Raw genomic sequence first — 14,563 nt, forward strand, 5'->3', positions numbered from 1 at the left:
TGGGTCCTGGAGCGCATCAGTGCTCCCAGATCTTGAACGCCCGGACCTGGTAACCGGATTCGGGTGTCCAGGAGCCGCCCGGATGGGTGTCGAACTCGCCGGTGGTGGCGCACTCGGCGCTTTGGTAGGTCGTGACGGGGCGGCCCGTGCGGTTCGCGTACGCATCGGCGGCGAATCCGCCAGGCAACCGCACGCAACTCTCCGTGCCGGCCTTGGCCAGTTCGTAGGTCAGGCGTTTCCCCTCGAAGCTGGGCTTGGCCCACAGGCACACCTTCCCGGCGTCGCAGTCGCCGAGTTCCGTACCCACCGCCCGAGGTTGAGCTTGGGCGGTGGCCTGGCCTGGAAGCGCGAGGTTCCCCGTGACGACCGCTGCGGCGAGCACAGCGGTCGTCAACGCGGCAACACCCACTGGACTGCGGAAACGAAACAGAAGACCGCTGGTCATGGTGATCACTCCGGAAGACGGCCGGACGACGTTCGCCCGGGTTCGTGATCAACCATTTGGCACGAGCTCGCGATTGCCAAGAGTAACTGGCTGCGTTCACTGGGAGAGATGGCGAAGTTTTCCACAACCCGTGAGTTGTCCACAGGCCTGAGCCATCTTCCGGCACCACGCGTATTGTCCTCGGGCCCTCGAGCACAACGCGGCGGAGGTACCGGGGATCTACGCCCCGATGCCTCCGCCGCAGACGTCGCGTTCTGTGCCCGCTTCGTCAGATGTGCACTGTGGGCCCCGTGTTGTTCTGCCCACTCTTGGTGAAGACGGCCACACCCGCCGCCAGGACGGCCACGATCCCGGCACAAACGAACGCCAGCCCCAGACCGGAGATGAACGAACTGTGGATCACATCCGTTATCGCCTTGGCGACAGCCTCAGGTGTTCCCTTCGGCGCGGGGGGAGCCATTCCCACTTCCGCAGCGCCCTTGAGCTGCTCGGCCTTGTCCTCTGGAAGCGGTGGAAGCTGCTTCTCGGACCACTTCTCCGGAAGAGCCGTGTCCACTCGGGACGCCATCATCGCGCCCAGGACGGCCGTGCCGAGGCTGCCGCCCACCTGCATGCCCGCCTGCTGCAAGCCGCCAGCGACACCTGCGTGCTCGAGCGGCGCGTTACCGACGATCACCTCGGTGGCGCCCACCATCACCGGGCCGAGTCCAAGCCCCAGGACCGCGAACCACAACGAAGTGACGAACGTGCCGGTGTCCGGCTCCAAGGTCGACATGCCGAACATGGCAACAGCTACGAACAACATGGCGATGACCAAGGGACCACGCGGCCCCACCTTGGTGATGAGCGCCCCCGCCAGCGGCGAGGAAACGATCATCATCCCGGTGAGCGGCAGCAGATGCATTCCACTCTCTACCGGCGACATGCCGTGGACGTTCTGCAGGTAGAACGTCACGAAGAAGATCCCGCCCATGAAACCGAAGGCCATCAGGACCATCAGCACCGTCCCTGCCGACAGTGCCACGGAACGGAACATCGACAGTGGGAGCAGCGGCTCGCTGGCCTTCTTCTCCCAGAGCACGAACAGGATGAAGCAGGCCAGGGAGACCACCAGGAAGGCGATCGTCCCACCATCCGTCCAACCCCACTCCGGCGCCTTGATCAGCGACCACACCAGGCAGAACATCGCGCTGGACAACAGCGCGATGCCCGGGATGTCGAAGGATCGCGGTGCCTTCTCCGCCCGATGGTCCTTCAGGAGGAAGACACCCATCACCAGTGCGAGTGCCCCGACCGGGACGTTGATGAAGAACACCGACTCCCAGTTGATGTGCTCCACCAGCAGGCCACCCACGATGGGGCCAGCGGCTGTGGAAGCGCCGATGACGGCGCCCCAGATGCCGATCGCCTGGTTGAGCTTCTCGGCTGGGAACGACGCGCGCAGCAGTCCCAGTGCAGCCGGCATGAGCAGCGCGCCGAACAGCCCCTGCAGCACCCGGAAGGTGATCACCATGGACACACTGCCGCCGAACCCGATGACAGCGGAAGCCACCGCGAAGCCAACCACGCCGATCAGGAAGGTCTGTCGATGCCCGAAGCGGTCACCGATCTTTCCTGCCGTGATCAACGCTACGGCGAGAGCGAGGAGATAGCCGTTCGTGATCCACTGGACATCCGCGAGGCTGGCGCCCAGGTCCTTCTGAATCTCGGGGTTCGCGACAGCCACGATGGTGCCGTCGAGCGCCACCATGGTGACGCCCAGCGCCACCGTAAGCAGGGTCAGCCATGGATGGCCGCGCAGGCCGCGACCATTCCCCGGCTTTGTCGTCTGAGGATGCGGAGGCTCCGGTACATCCGCGACGGGGGTCTGGGTAGTCATGCGAGAAGATTAATGACAGCGACTGACAATTGACAAACCCATAAATGAGTCGGTAAGTGTCACGCAACTCAATAGCGGTGTGCACAGGCGACAGGAGGTAACTGACGGTGACTGGCCTCCGTGAGCGCAAGAAGCAGCGCACCCGGGACGCCCTGATCAGGGCGTCGCACGAACTGTTCGTCACTCGGGGATACGACGAGACTACGATCGATGAGATCACCGATGTGGTGGATGTCTCACAGCGGACGTTCTTCCGCTACTTCTCCAGCAAGGAGGCCGTCGCGTTCGCCCTACAGGACGAGGTGGAGACGCGATTCTGCGTCGCGGCCCTCAACCGGCCGAGTCAGGAGTCACCGGCTCAGGCCCTGCGCAACGCCCTGACATCGACATGGACCGGTGCCGCGGAGTCCGTTCACAAAGTCGTCCCAATGAACATTCACATGCGGATGTGGCGGCTCATCGAAACCACACCCGCCTTGCTCGCCGCACACATGTGGCGTTCGGCGGAGATGGAGGACCGTCTGACCTCGGTGATCGCCACCCGTGAAGGCATCGATACGACCACCGACCTGCGTCCCCGCGTGCTTGTCGCACAGTTCTCCGGGGTGATGCGGTCAGCGGGACGGCAATGGGCGATGACAGAGGACATCACGCTCCGAGCCATGAAGATCACGATCGAGAAATACCTCGATCTCATGGGACCGGCTCTGGACGAGAACTGGAGCAACGGCGAATCACACGGTGACGGTCCGTCCGACACTCAATCACACAGTGACACAAGGCAGTAGGTGAAATGGTTCACGGGGCTCGGCTCGGCCACGGTCTCACGGGGGCACAGCATCTAGTGTGTCGCCCCAGTGACTTCCTTTCCCGTACTCAGTTCCCGATCGTCCAGGGTGGCCTTCCCCGCCGCTGAGGTCCCGTACACCGCTCCCGGACGCGCGCTCCTCACCCTCCTCCTGGTACTGGTTCTCCTGACCACCACCGGTTGGCCAGCCACCGGGAACGACTCCGGACGGGACTCCCGGGAAGCCGCTCTGGCCCGCTGGCACAAAGGAAGCATCGCCGGCCGGAAGCTCCCCGACACGAACTCCTCCCCCAAAGCACTCGAGAGGTTCTTCAGTACGCTCACCACGGCACAGCGCCATCGACTCGCTGACCGTCATCCGCTCATCGTGGGCAACACGGACGGCGCACCAGTTCAGCTTCGCTACCGCGCCAACCACAAGGCGATCCGCGACGCCCGCGACATGGCGCAGAGGCAAGCTGACAAACCCCGCCTGACCGCGGACGCTCAGCACGTCGCCGAGCGACGCGCTGATCGGTTGAGCGCTTTGCTCAAGGACGGTCGGCAGATCCTCGCCTTCGATCCGACCGGTCGGGGAAAGGCCGCGGAGGTCTTCGGTGACCTCTCCCATGCCGAACGAGTGTCTGTGATCGTTCCCGGAATCGGCACCGAGCTGCTGACCTTCGAGCGTTCCAACCGCGAGTACGCCGCGCCCGTCGGCATGGCCCGGGCGGTCCATGCCAAGCAGCGAGCGATGACTCCAGAGGTGCGTACGGCGACCGTGGCCTGGGCCGGCTACAACGCTCCGGATGGCCTGGGTATTGAAGCCGCCTCCTCGGCACGTGCTGAGGAGGGGGCGACACAGCTCATCGATTTCGTGACAGGCGATCTCCCCAGCTCCGGTCGAGTCGCCTTGCTGTGCCACAGCTACGGTTCGGTGACCTGCGGAGCCGCAGCGGACCGACTGCCTCGTCGGGTCACGGACATCGCCGTCGCGGGTAGCCCTGGCATGGGGACGACCAGCACGAACGCGCTGCGCACGGAAGCCCGGATCTGGGCCATGCGGAACAGCGAGGACTGGATCTCGAGTGTTCCGCACCTGCGGTTCGCCGGACTGGGCCACGGAACCGACCCGGTCGATGCCGGCTTCGGTGCCCGGGAAGTATCCGCGAAAGGCGCGGCGGGGCACGCCGGCTACTTCGTTCCGGGCACCCGCAGTCTCACCAACCTCTCCGCCATCGGCGCAGGCGAGTCGCCACATGTCCGCTGTGCCCTGGATGACCCGGACTGTGCCTCGAGAAATGGCTGAGCCGCATACTGTTGTGGAGGGGGACGCACGGGCAACCGCCGCTTACGATGGCCCACATGGGTGACGTACTGGCTGGAATTCACTCCACCTGGGAGTTCGACACGGACTCGGTGCTCATCCGCTTCGAACGGGGGATTCGCACACCGAAGCTGTTCCACGTGCTCGCGGAGCGGCGGATTCCGTACGAGGCGCTGAGCGCTGTCGAACTGGCACCAGGAGGAAAACGCGGCACGGTGGTTCTGCGTGCGGTACCGCGTGAGGGCGCCGATCCACTACTCGAAGCCGCCGCGGGTCAACTCAAGGAGGGCAGCGACCCGTATCGACTGGTGCTGCCGGTCGAACGCCAGCTGTTGGCGGACTACTACGCCACGGAATTGTGCTCCGTACTCGGCCCGGAGGCCGACGAACCCGCTGAGCGCCACATGGTGGCGGCTCCGCCCGCTCCCTTGAGCTTCAAGGCGTACGACGGCAAGGCTTCCTTCGACGGTCAGACCATCACCTTCCGATGGTTCTGGACCGGCGCCTCCTCAGCGAAGTGGCGGGCGGGTGACCAGTCCTTCACAGTCGATGAGTTGGAGGGCGTCGAGTGGCGCTCACCAGAGGGGCTGAACGGCCACCTACGGCTCCGCCCGCACAGCAGTGACGGTTCTTCCCCGGGAGGCGACACACCCCCGATAAACGCGGATCAGGACCCGGCTTCGGTGGTCTTCGGGCTCGGTTACGGACTCGTTTACGAGTCTCTGCCGTTCGCCGCGTCAGTCCTCGCGGCCGTACGGGCAGCCGAGCCCGTGATGGCCCTGGAACCGGCCGGGTCCACGCCTCACGGGTCGCTGCCACGACAACTGCGCGCCGACCCGGCGGACATCGCGGACCGCATCCGGCACCTCGGCGAGCTGCACGAGTCCGGTCTGCTGACCGATGAGGAGTTCACCCAGAAGAAGGCGGAGCTGCTCGCGGAGCTCTGACGCGGCATGCCCTCGCGAGGGCCAGCGACCATCTCAGCTCGCTGGGAGGGCCTTGAGGACCGCATCCGTAAACAGCGGCCACACCTCGGACGCCCATGGCCCGAACGCCCGGTCGGTCAGAGCCACACAGGCAGCTCCAGCTTCCGGATCAACCCAGACAAACGTGCCGGACTGCCCGAAATGCCCAAATGTTCTTGATGAGGATGAAGTACCCGTCCAGTGTGGCGACTTGGCATCGCGGATCTCGTATCCGAGGCCCCAGTCGTTCGGCGCCTGATGCCCGTATCCCGGAAGCACGCCCTTCAGTCCGGGATAGACCACTGTGGTCGCCTCCCGAAGAGTCTCCGGGTCCAGCAGCCGGGGCGCCTGCAGTTCCGCCAGGAAGCGCAAGAAGTCCTCGACCGTGGAGGCACCGTCCTTCGCCGGTGACCCGGACACCTCACTCGCGCTCATACCCAGCGGCTCCAACACCGCCTCCCGCACGTAGGTGGGGAAGGGTATGCCGGTGGCGGCGGCGATGTGCTCACCCAGAACTTCGAACCCCGCGTTCGAGTAGATCCGCCGGTCACCCGGCGGCGCCATCGCCACGTTCTCGTCGAACGCAAGCCCCGAGGCGTGTGCCAGCAGATGACGGACGGTGGCGCCGGCCGGCCCGGCAGGCTCCGCCAACTCCACCGCACCTTCCTCGACAGCGACCAGGGCGGCGTACGCGGCCAGCGGCTTGGTGACCGAGGCCAGATCGAACCGCCTCTCCGTCGGTCCGCAGCGCCCGACGACGCTCCCGTCCCGCCGTACAACAGCCGCTGCCGCGGTCGGAACCGGCCAGCTCTCGATCATCCGCAGTGCGTTCTCCATGGTGGGAAGCCTAACGCGGCTGCTTCTTGCCTCCGCTCTTCCTCGCGACCGAGACGTACGACCGCGAATCACGGAACTCCAGGAGACTCTCACGGCGTTGAACCGCAAGGTCGAGATGTGCGTGAGAGCTTCCCAGGAGGTGCGCTTCCGAGGACGGCTGGGGCCCGTCTGCGCCACGGCCCCACCCGTCCTCAGCCGTACGCGGGCTCCGTCCCCATCTCCCACACGAGCAGCTCGGCCTCGGAGTCACCCGGTACGGCAAGGTACGCGGCTCCGTCTCCCAGCGGGCCGGCGATTCGGGCGGCGTCCCCGGCTTCCAGCGTCTCTCCCGCCACCCGCACGAGCCCGCGCACCACGTGCACGTAGACCCGGGCGGAACACGGCAACGCCGTCCTCCCTCCAGCGGATAGCCGCCGGACATGCAGGGTCGCGTCGGTGCGCGGCATGGCGTACGGAGTGCTGTCCGCGATACCCCGCACCAACTCGTACTCGGGTTCCCGAGCATCCCGTTCGACGCCTCGCCCGTCACCGCACTCAGCCTCGGGAAGCAGCCACATCTGCACGAAGCGCAGTGGGTCGGTGCCCGCGTTGCGTTCGGCGTGCACCACGCCGTCCGTGCCCGCGCTGAGCCGCTGAAGGTCTCCGGGGCGTACGTGGGTCACCCGGCCGTGTGGATCCTCGTGTGCGAGCAGGCCCGCAGTCACCCAGGTCACGATTTCGATGTCCCGGTGGCGGTGCCGGGGGAAGCCGGCGCCGACGGCCAACCGCTCCTCGTTACACGCGACCAGTGGCCCGAAACGCACGTTAGCCGGGTCGTAGAAACCCGCGAAGGAGAAAGCGTGACGGGTGTCGATCCCAGCCTCGACGTCCCCGCCCCGGTACCTCTCGGCAGCACGCCACAACTGGAGCATGCCGTCAAGCGTAGCCCGCCCCCATATCTCCTTCACTGTCCGATGAGGCAGGCTGGACAGGTGCCCGTACCCACAGATCCCGAAGAACCGGCCGCCGGTCCACCACCGGATCACCCGCACCAGGCCACGCTCAGGCGTCTGGAACAGTCCTCCGGCAAGCTCGCCGCAGCAGCGATCGCACGCATGGATGAGCAGTTGCCGTGGTATCGCGCGATGCCGCCGGAGAACCGCTCCTGGATCGGACTGGTCGCGCAGGCCGGCATCGCCGCGTTCACCGAGTGGTTCCGCCGCCCGGAGACGCCTCAGGCGATCAGCACTGACGTGTTCGGTACGGCACCGCGGGAGCTCACCCGGGCGATCACTCTCCGTCAGACGGTGGAGATGGTGCGTACGACGATCGAGGTGGTCGAGACGGCCATCGACGAAGTCGCCGCTCCGGGCGATGAGTCAGTGCTGCGCGAGGCGCTGCTCGTCTACGCGCGCGAGATCGCTTTCGCCACCGCGCAGGTGTACGCACAGGCAGCCGAAGCGCGCGGGGCGTGGGACGCAAGGCTGGAGTCACTTGTGGTCAACGCCGTGGTCTCCGGCGAGGCCGACGACGGTGCGCTGTCCAGGGCGGCCGCTCTCGGGTGGGGTTCGCCCGAGCATGTGGCCGTGGTGCTGGGTACGGCGCCGGATGGCGACAGCGAACTGACCGTGGAAGCCATTCGGCGAGCCGCCCGGCAAGCGAAACTCCAGGTCCTGACCGGTGTGTTGGGCAGTCGGCTGGTAGTGGTCGCTGGCGGCTCCGACAATCCGCTGCAGGCTGCCAAGTCGCTGATCGGGCCGTACGCGCCCGGTCCGGTGGTGGCTGGGCCAGTCGTCGGTGATCTCGTCTCGGCCACCCGCTCGGCACAGGCGGCGGCGGCCGGCTTGCGAGCGTGTGCCGCCTGGCCGGACGCGCCGCGCCCCGTACTCGCGGATGATCTTCTGCCGGAGCGTGCCATGGCCGGCGACCCGGCCGCCCGGGATCTGTTGGTGGAGGAGATCTACAGACCACTTGAATCCGCGGGCGCTGCGCTACTGGAAACGCTGAGTGTCTACCTGGAGCAGGCCACCAGCCTCGAAGGCGCGGCACGGATGCTGTTCGTCCACCCCAATACCGTCCGCTACCGGCTGCGACGTGTGACAGACGTCACGGGTTGGCTGCCTTCCGATGTACGCTCGGCATTCACTCTGCGTGTCGCGCTGATCCTGGGGCGGCTGGCGGACGACAGGGCGCAGCACTAGACGACTCGCGGCTTTTGTTGAAGGACGACAATTCCAGCGACGGTTCTTCGTATCGGTTCCCACGGGCAGTTCCCCGTGCCAACGAGAGAGGGTGTGAGAGTGCTCGTACTCGTCGCTCCCGGCCAAGGCGCTCAGAAGCCGGGTTTCCTCACTCCGTGGCTCGACCTCCCCGGTGTCGCCGATCGAATCCGGGAGTGGTCCGAGGCCATCGACCTGGACCTGATCTACTACGGCACCGAGGGCACTGCCGAGGAGATCGTGGACACCGCGGTGGCGCAACCGTTGCTGGTGGCGTCCGCCCTGGTATCCACGACCGCTCTGCTCGAGGACCACGAGCCGACACAGATCGTCGGGCTCACCGCGGGACACAGCGTCGGCGAGCTGCCGGCCAGCGTCACCGCCGGTGTGCTGTCCGCCGAGGCCGCCATGTCCCTCGTACGCACTCGTGGCCGAGCGATGGCGAAGGCCGCAGCCGCCAGCGGAACCGGCATGTCCGCGGTCCTTGGCGGAGACTCGGAGACGGTGACGGAGCATCTGGCGAAGCTCGGACTCACCGCGGCCAACGTGAACGGCGCCGGTCAGATCGTCGCGGCCGGTACGCTGGAACAGCTGGCCGCGTTGAACGACGACAAGCCTCCCGAGGCGCGGGTGCGTCCCCTGAAGGTCGCGGGCGCCTTTCACACGGAGCACATGGCACCCGCGGTGGCGGATCTGGAGACCGCGATCAAGGAGGTCACCACCCGGAATCCGGTCATCCCCTTCGTCTCCAACCGGGATGGCGAGGTCGTCAGCTCGGGTGCGGAGGTGGCGGAGCGACTCATCGGTCAGGTGGCCAGTCCGGTCCGTTGGGATCTGTGCATGGAGACCTTTCAGAATCGGGAGGCCAGCACGGTGATCGAGGTCTGCCCGGGTGGCACGCTGACCGGTTTGGCGAAGCGCGCCATGTCCGGTGTACGGACGCTGGCGCTCAAGTCACCCGCTGACCTCGACAAGGCGCGGGCACTCGTGGCCGAGCACGCTGAGTCGGCCGAACAGGGAGTCTGACAGATCATGACCGCGAAGATTCGGCCTGCCAAGGGTTCTCCGTACGCACGCATCCACGGTGTCGGCGGCTACCGCCCAACACGCGTGGTGCCGAACGAGGAGATCCTCCAGCACATCGATTCCTCGGACGAGTGGATTCGCTCCCGTTCGGGCATTGTCACCCGCCACTGGGCCGGCCCGGACGAGACCGTGGCCGAGATGACGCTTGAGGCGAGCGGCAAGGCGATCGCCGATGCGGGGCTTACGGCCGACCAGATCGGCACCGTGATCATCTCCACGGTCTCCCACTTCAAGCAAACCCCGGCGATCGCCACGGAGATCGCCCATCGACTGGGTGCGGGTACGGCGGCGGCCTTCGACATCTCCGCCGCCTGCGCCGGCTTCGGGTACGGCCTCACCATCGCCAAGAGCTTGGTCGTCGAGGGCAGCGCGGACTACGTCCTGGTCGTGGGGGTGGAGCGGCTGTCGGATCTAACCGACCTCTCGGACCGTTCCACCGCCTTCCTGTTCGGCGACGGCGCCGGCGCGGTCGTGGTGGGGCCAGCCACGGAACCAGGGATCGGCCCAACCCGTTGGGGCAGTGAAGGGGACAAGGCGGACGTCATCTCGCAGACCGTCTCGTGGGAGGCGTATCGCGAGCACCGGGTGGAGAAGTTTCCCGCGCTGCGCCAGGAGGGCCAGACCGTCTTTCGCTGGGCGGTCTACGAGATGGCCAGGGTCGCTCAGGAAGCCCTGGACGCCGCGGGCGTCGCCCCGGATGAACTTGACGTCTTCATTCCGCACCAGGCCAACATGCGGATCATCGACTCGATGGTGAAGACACTCAAACTGCCGGAACACGTCACCGTAGCCCGCGACGTGGAAACCACCGGCAACACCTCGGCCGCCTCCATCCCGCTCGCGATGGAGCGGCTGTTGGCGACCGGGCAGGCGAGGAGCGGTGACACCGCCCTCGTCATCGGCTTCGGGGCGGGCCTGGTCTACGCGTCCACCGTGGTTACCCTCCCCTAGGCAAGATCACGCTCATGATCCCGTGAACGTGTGCAGCACCAGCGCAACACCACAGCAGAGTCAGAACAACTCAGAAGGAGCCGCCGTCATGGCCGCCACGAAGGAAGAGATCATCACCGGGCTCGCCGAGATCGTGAACGAGATCGCCGGCATCCCCACCGAGGACGTCAAGGAGGAGAAGTCCTTCACTGACGACCTGGACGTGGACTCGCTGTCGATGGTCGAGGTTGTCGTCGCGGCCGAGGAGCGCTTCAACGTGAAGATCCCGGACGACGACGTGAAGAACCTGCAGACCGTCGGTGACGCCGCGAAGTACGTCCTCGACCACCAGGGCTGAGCCCGGACTGTCGCAGCCCAGCGGTGGCGTCGACTCGCCACCGCGAACTCAACCGTGGAGAGAGTATCCCGATGAACACGACCCCTCACACCGTGGTCGTCACCGGTATCGGCGCAACCACACCGCTGGGCGGCGACAGCACGTCGACCTGGGAAGGACTGCTCGCCGGTCGCTCCGGCGTCAGTCTGATCGAGGACGACTGGGCGGCCGAGCTGCCCGTACGGATCGCCGCGCGCGCCGCGGTCGACCCCACCGAGCGCCTTCCACGGCCACAGGCTCGGAAGCTTGACAGGTCGGCGCAGTTCGCGCTGGTTGCTGCGAGTGAGGCCTGGGAGGATGCCGGGTTCCTCGGCAAGGCCGGCGAGGTGACTCCCGATGGAAAGTCCGGCCCCGCCGTGGACCCGGAGCGGTTGGGCACCGTCGTCGCCTCGGGAATCGGCGGTGTGACCACGCTGCTCGACCAGTACGACGTGCTGCGAGAGAAGGGCGTGCGCCGCGTCTCCCCGCACACCGTACCGATGCTGATGCCGAACGGCCCGTCCGCGAACGTCGGCCTCATGGTCAACGCTCGCGCCGGCGTGCACACCCCGGTCAGCGCTTGCGCCTCGGGCTGTGAGGCTATTGGCTACGCTGCGGAGATGATTCGCTCCGGACGAGCTGACGTGGTGCTGGCGGGAGGTACCGAGGCCGCGATCCATCCGCTGCCGATCGCCGCCTTCGGCAACATGATGGCGCTGTCCAAGAACAACGCCGACCCGGAGGGCGCTTCTCGTCCCTACGACGTGGACCGCAACGGTTTCGTCCTGGGTGAGGGTGCCGGAGTGGTCGTGCTGGAGTCCGCCGAACACGCGGCCGCGCGAGGCGCCCGGGTCTACGCGGAGGCGGTCGGTCAGGGTGTCTCCGCTGACAGCCACCACATCACCCAGCCCGAACCGAGCGGCAACGGCATCGCCCACGCGCTGCAGAACCTGCTGGACGACTCGGACCTCAAACCAGCCGAGGTCGCCCATGTCAATGCGCACGCGACGTCCACCCCACTGGGGGATATCGGTGAACTCAAGTCGATGCGCAAGGTCTTCGGAGACGACCTCGATCACATGGCGGTCTCCGCCACCAAGTCGATGACGGGGCACCTGCTCGGAGGCGCGGGCGGCATCGAGTCCGTGGCGACCGTACAAGCGCTGTACCACCGTACGGCGCCACCGAGCATCAACATCGTACGGCTGGACCCGGAAGCGGAGGGGGACATCGTCCGCGACAGCGCTCGCCCACTCCCGGAGGGCAGGATCGCGGCCCTCAACAACTCGTTCGGCTTCGGCGGCCACAACCTGGTGTTGGCTTTCCGCACGGTCTGAGAGTGGTACCGGCCGCGGTGCCGGTGCAGCCGGCTCAAGACGGGCGACGTCCCGGAGCCCGGCTCACCGGGTCGGAGCAGTTGGGCGGCACGGCCGGGCGTCTCCTACGGAACGGCCGAGCTGCCTCTTCTTTCGGCTGGCCACGCTCAGACGACCTGGTGCAGCCACCGCACCGGTGCCCCTTCGCCTGCGTACCGGAACGGCTCCAGTTCCTCGTCCCAAGGCCGACCGAGCAGTCTGGAGATCTCCGCCTCAAGACTGCTCTCACCACGCGAAGCACGGTCCGCGGCTGCTCGGAGTCGGTCCTCCGGGACAAGGATGTCCCCATGCGCGCCCGTTACGGCGTGGAAGATACCCAGCTCCGGAGTGGAGCTGTACCGCTCCCCTTCCGCCGCGGCGCTGGGATCAGCGGTGACCTCGAAGCGCAGGAGGCGCCAGCCGCGCAGAGCGGAGGCGAGTTTGGAGGCGATACCAGCGTCCCCCTGCCAGGAGAACTCCGCGCGCCAAGTCCCCGGAGACGCCGGCTGTCTGATCCAGTCGAGGCTGACGCGGCTACCGAGAACGCCTGCCACGGCCCACTCGACATGCGGACACAGCGCACGCGGCGCTGAGTGCACGAACAGGACTCCACGTGTCGTCACCGGGACCTCCAGTGCGGTTCGAGGTTCGCCTTTCCCAGCGGCCTCGGGTACCTGCCGGTCACGTGCCGGCTCAGCGCCTGACATTCTGCACCATCTCGCACGTGTCTAACAGCTCCCGAGGTCACGAACAGTAAACACCATCGCGGTCAATCTTCGCGGAATGGGACATGAAGTGACGTCAAGTAACTTCTGATCGCCACCGCTGCCCTGGCTCTCACGCGCGGCAAAGCTACCGTGCGTCGAGGTACGGCACGTGACGCACCGTCGGACCGGCATAATGCCGGAGACCGCAGGAACGCACATTGGGGGAACTGATGCGGAGGGCCGCGCGTAACGGCGTAGGAGGTATCCGAAGTGCAACGGTCAGGGGAGTGGCGCTGTTCCTGACCGGCGCCCTCACGCTGGGTGCGTGTACGAGCGAGCCGGCAGAGAATGAGGACCAGCGACCGGACGCCCGACGCGCGCCTGATTCGCGATCCCCCTCGCCCACTCCCGTATGGGATACGCGACCGGACTCCATCGCAGCCGTCGGCGACTCCATCACCCGCGGCTTCGACGCCTGTTCGGTGCTCTCCGACTGTCCCGAGGTCTCCTGGGCGACGGGCAGTGACCCCGCCACCAACAGCCTCGCGGAGCGGCTTCTCGACAAACCTGATCAACACAGCTGGAATCTCGCCCGCAGTGGTTCGCGGATGTCCGACCTGCCTGAGCAGATGCGGGCGGCGGCGAAACACGATCCGGACATGGTGACCGTGATGTCCGGCGGGAACGACGCCTGTCAGGACACGGCGGACGAGATGACCGAGGTGACGGACTTCCGCACGGACTTCACCAAGGCCCTCCGCACACTGCGTCGTACCCAGCCCGGGACGCAGGTGTACGTGGTCAGCGTCCCGGACCTGAAACGGCTCTGGTCCGTGGGGCGGAAGAACGGTTTGGGCCGACAGGTGTGGAAACTCGGTATATGCCCGTCGATGCTCCGAGACGCCAGCTCGATGAGTCAGGCGGCGGTCGAGCGCAGGAACACGGTCAGGGAGCGCGTGACCCAGTACAACCAGGTGCTTGAGAAGGTCTGTGCGGAGGACCTTCGTTGCCGCTACGACGACGGGGCCGTCTTCGACTACGACTTCAACGGTGACGAGTTGAGCAAGTGGGACTGGTTCCACCCGAGCAAGAAGGGCCAACGCGTCCTGGCCGAGCTGGCGTATCGGCACGTCACCGCTCCAGCGGGCTCCTAGGAGGTCTCTCCCGGCTCGGGCGCGCCCGGCTCCTCCCCCAGCATGCGCTGGAGCAGGTCACGCAGCATCGACCGCTCCAGCTGAGTGAGTCCGGCCAGCGGTTCACGGGCGAAGTCCAGCCCCTCGCGTAGGTAAGCGGCCGTGGCTCGTCCCCGCTCCGTGGCGGCGGCCACCTTGATCCGGCGGTCGCCCGGATCCGGACGGCGCTCGACCAGGCCCCGAGCTTCGAGCCGGTCCACGATGCCGGTGACGTTTGACGGTTCGCACTTCAACTGGCGAGCGATCTGACGCATCGGCGTCGGCTCCCGGGTCAGCAGCGTCAGAACGCGCGCCTGCGCACCTGTCAGCGCGTGCTCTGCGGCGGCCAGTTCGTACTCCTCGTGGTATCGCGCCACCACGGAGCCTATGAGCTCGACGACCTCGTGCGTGAGCGGGTCGGAACGAGCCGGTGTCGGTGTCATGCAGCCAGGATAACCAATTGCTTGACAACATGAAATATATAGGCGCATGGTTGTTT

15 protein-coding genes are annotated in these 14,563 nt (G+C 66.6%); 9 read left to right on the forward strand and 6 right to left on the reverse strand.

Annotated features, from left to right (window positions below; genetic code table 11):
• Positions 1-16: 16 nt before the first annotated feature.
• On the reverse strand, positions 17-445 hold the full coding sequence (locus tag AN216_RS13780; RefSeq protein WP_079166626.1) for a peptidase inhibitor family I36 protein: 429 nt from the start codon (positions 443-445) through the stop codon (positions 17-19).
• Between the two features lie 268 nt (positions 446-713).
• On the reverse strand, positions 714-2,324 hold the full coding sequence (locus AN216_RS13785; RefSeq protein WP_070196973.1) for an MFS transporter: 1,611 nt from the start codon (positions 2,322-2,324) through the stop codon (positions 714-716).
• Positions 2,325-2,431: 107 nt separating this feature from the next.
• Between AN216_RS13785 and AN216_RS13790 the strand changes: the two genes are divergently transcribed.
• The 3 genes from AN216_RS13790 to AN216_RS13800 all read left to right on the forward strand — a co-directional run bounded on the left by AN216_RS13790 (position 2,432) and on the right by AN216_RS13800 (position 5,385).
• The gene (locus tag AN216_RS13790; protein WP_338059247.1) at positions 2,432-3,112 is read left to right on the forward strand and encodes a TetR family transcriptional regulator; all 681 of its coding nucleotides are present in this window, start codon (positions 2,432-2,434) and stop codon (positions 3,110-3,112) included.
• Positions 3,113-3,181: 69 nt separating this feature from the next.
• Complete coding sequence (locus AN216_RS13795; RefSeq protein WP_079166571.1) at positions 3,182-4,420, forward strand: alpha/beta hydrolase; 1,239 nt, start codon at positions 3,182-3,184, stop codon at positions 4,418-4,420.
• Between the two features lie 56 nt (positions 4,421-4,476).
• Entirely contained in the window at positions 4,477-5,385 is a 909-nt protein-coding gene (locus tag AN216_RS13800) for a DUF4429 domain-containing protein (RefSeq protein WP_070196976.1), read from the forward strand.
• Between the two features lie 33 nt (positions 5,386-5,418).
• On the opposite strand, the gene AN216_RS13805 is transcribed toward AN216_RS13800, so the two are convergent.
• Together AN216_RS13805 and AN216_RS13810 are read right to left on the reverse strand one after the other, a co-directional pair.
• Positions 5,419-6,240 carry a serine hydrolase domain-containing protein gene (locus tag AN216_RS13805; protein ID WP_070196977.1) on the reverse strand — a complete coding sequence of 274 codons (822 nt, stop codon included), beginning with the start codon at positions 6,238-6,240 and terminating at the stop codon, positions 5,419-5,421.
• 191 nt (positions 6,241-6,431) lie between these two features.
• Positions 6,432-7,151 carry a pirin family protein gene (locus AN216_RS13810; protein WP_070196978.1) on the reverse strand — a complete coding sequence of 240 codons (720 nt, stop codon included), beginning with the start codon at positions 7,149-7,151 and terminating at the stop codon, positions 6,432-6,434.
• 60 nt (positions 7,152-7,211) lie between these two features.
• On the opposite strand from AN216_RS13810, the gene AN216_RS13815 reads away from it, so the two are divergent.
• The 5 genes from AN216_RS13815 to AN216_RS13835 all read left to right on the forward strand — a co-directional run bounded on the left by AN216_RS13815 (position 7,212) and on the right by AN216_RS13835 (position 12,167).
• Positions 7,212-8,420 carry a PucR family transcriptional regulator gene (locus tag AN216_RS13815; RefSeq protein ID WP_107401984.1) on the forward strand — a complete coding sequence of 403 codons (1,209 nt, stop codon included), beginning with the start codon at positions 7,212-7,214 and terminating at the stop codon, positions 8,418-8,420.
• A gap of 99 nt (positions 8,421-8,519) precedes the next feature.
• The gene (locus AN216_RS13820; RefSeq protein WP_070196980.1) at positions 8,520-9,464 is read left to right on the forward strand and encodes an ACP S-malonyltransferase; all 945 of its coding nucleotides are present in this window, start codon (positions 8,520-8,522) and stop codon (positions 9,462-9,464) included.
• Positions 9,465-9,470: 6 nt separating this feature from the next.
• On the forward strand, positions 9,471-10,475 hold the full coding sequence (locus AN216_RS13825; RefSeq protein ID WP_070196981.1) for a ketoacyl-ACP synthase III: 1,005 nt from the start codon (positions 9,471-9,473) through the stop codon (positions 10,473-10,475).
• An 88-nt stretch (positions 10,476-10,563) separates the two neighbouring features.
• Complete coding sequence (locus AN216_RS13830) at positions 10,564-10,812, forward strand: acyl carrier protein (RefSeq protein WP_070196982.1); 249 nt, start codon at positions 10,564-10,566, stop codon at positions 10,810-10,812.
• Positions 10,813-10,883: 71 nt separating this feature from the next.
• Complete coding sequence (locus AN216_RS13835; RefSeq protein WP_070196983.1) at positions 10,884-12,167, forward strand: beta-ketoacyl-[acyl-carrier-protein] synthase family protein; 1,284 nt, start codon at positions 10,884-10,886, stop codon at positions 12,165-12,167.
• A 146-nt stretch (positions 12,168-12,313) separates the two neighbouring features.
• Here AN216_RS13835 and AN216_RS13840 read toward each other — a convergent pair whose 3' ends face one another.
• Positions 12,314-12,808, reverse strand: coding sequence for a DUF3145 domain-containing protein (locus tag AN216_RS13840; RefSeq protein ID WP_070196984.1), 495 nt, complete (start codon positions 12,806-12,808; stop codon positions 12,314-12,316).
• Between the two features lie 314 nt (positions 12,809-13,122).
• On the opposite strand from AN216_RS13840, the gene AN216_RS13845 reads away from it, so the two are divergent.
• Positions 13,123-14,046, forward strand: coding sequence for an SGNH/GDSL hydrolase family protein (locus tag AN216_RS13845; RefSeq protein ID WP_079166627.1), 924 nt, complete (start codon positions 13,123-13,125; stop codon positions 14,044-14,046).
• Here AN216_RS13845 and AN216_RS13850 read toward each other — a convergent pair.
• Positions 14,043-14,507 carry a MarR family winged helix-turn-helix transcriptional regulator gene (locus AN216_RS13850; RefSeq protein WP_070196985.1) on the reverse strand — a complete coding sequence of 155 codons (465 nt, stop codon included), beginning with the start codon at positions 14,505-14,507 and terminating at the stop codon, positions 14,043-14,045. The genes AN216_RS13845 and AN216_RS13850 overlap by 4 nt on opposite strands.
• Positions 14,508-14,563 lie beyond the last annotated feature (56 nt).

The sequence above is a fragment of the Streptomyces oceani genome, assembly GCF_001751245.1.
GTDB classification, from domain to species: Bacteria; Actinomycetota; Actinomycetes; order Streptomycetales; family Streptomycetaceae; genus Streptomyces; species Streptomyces oceani.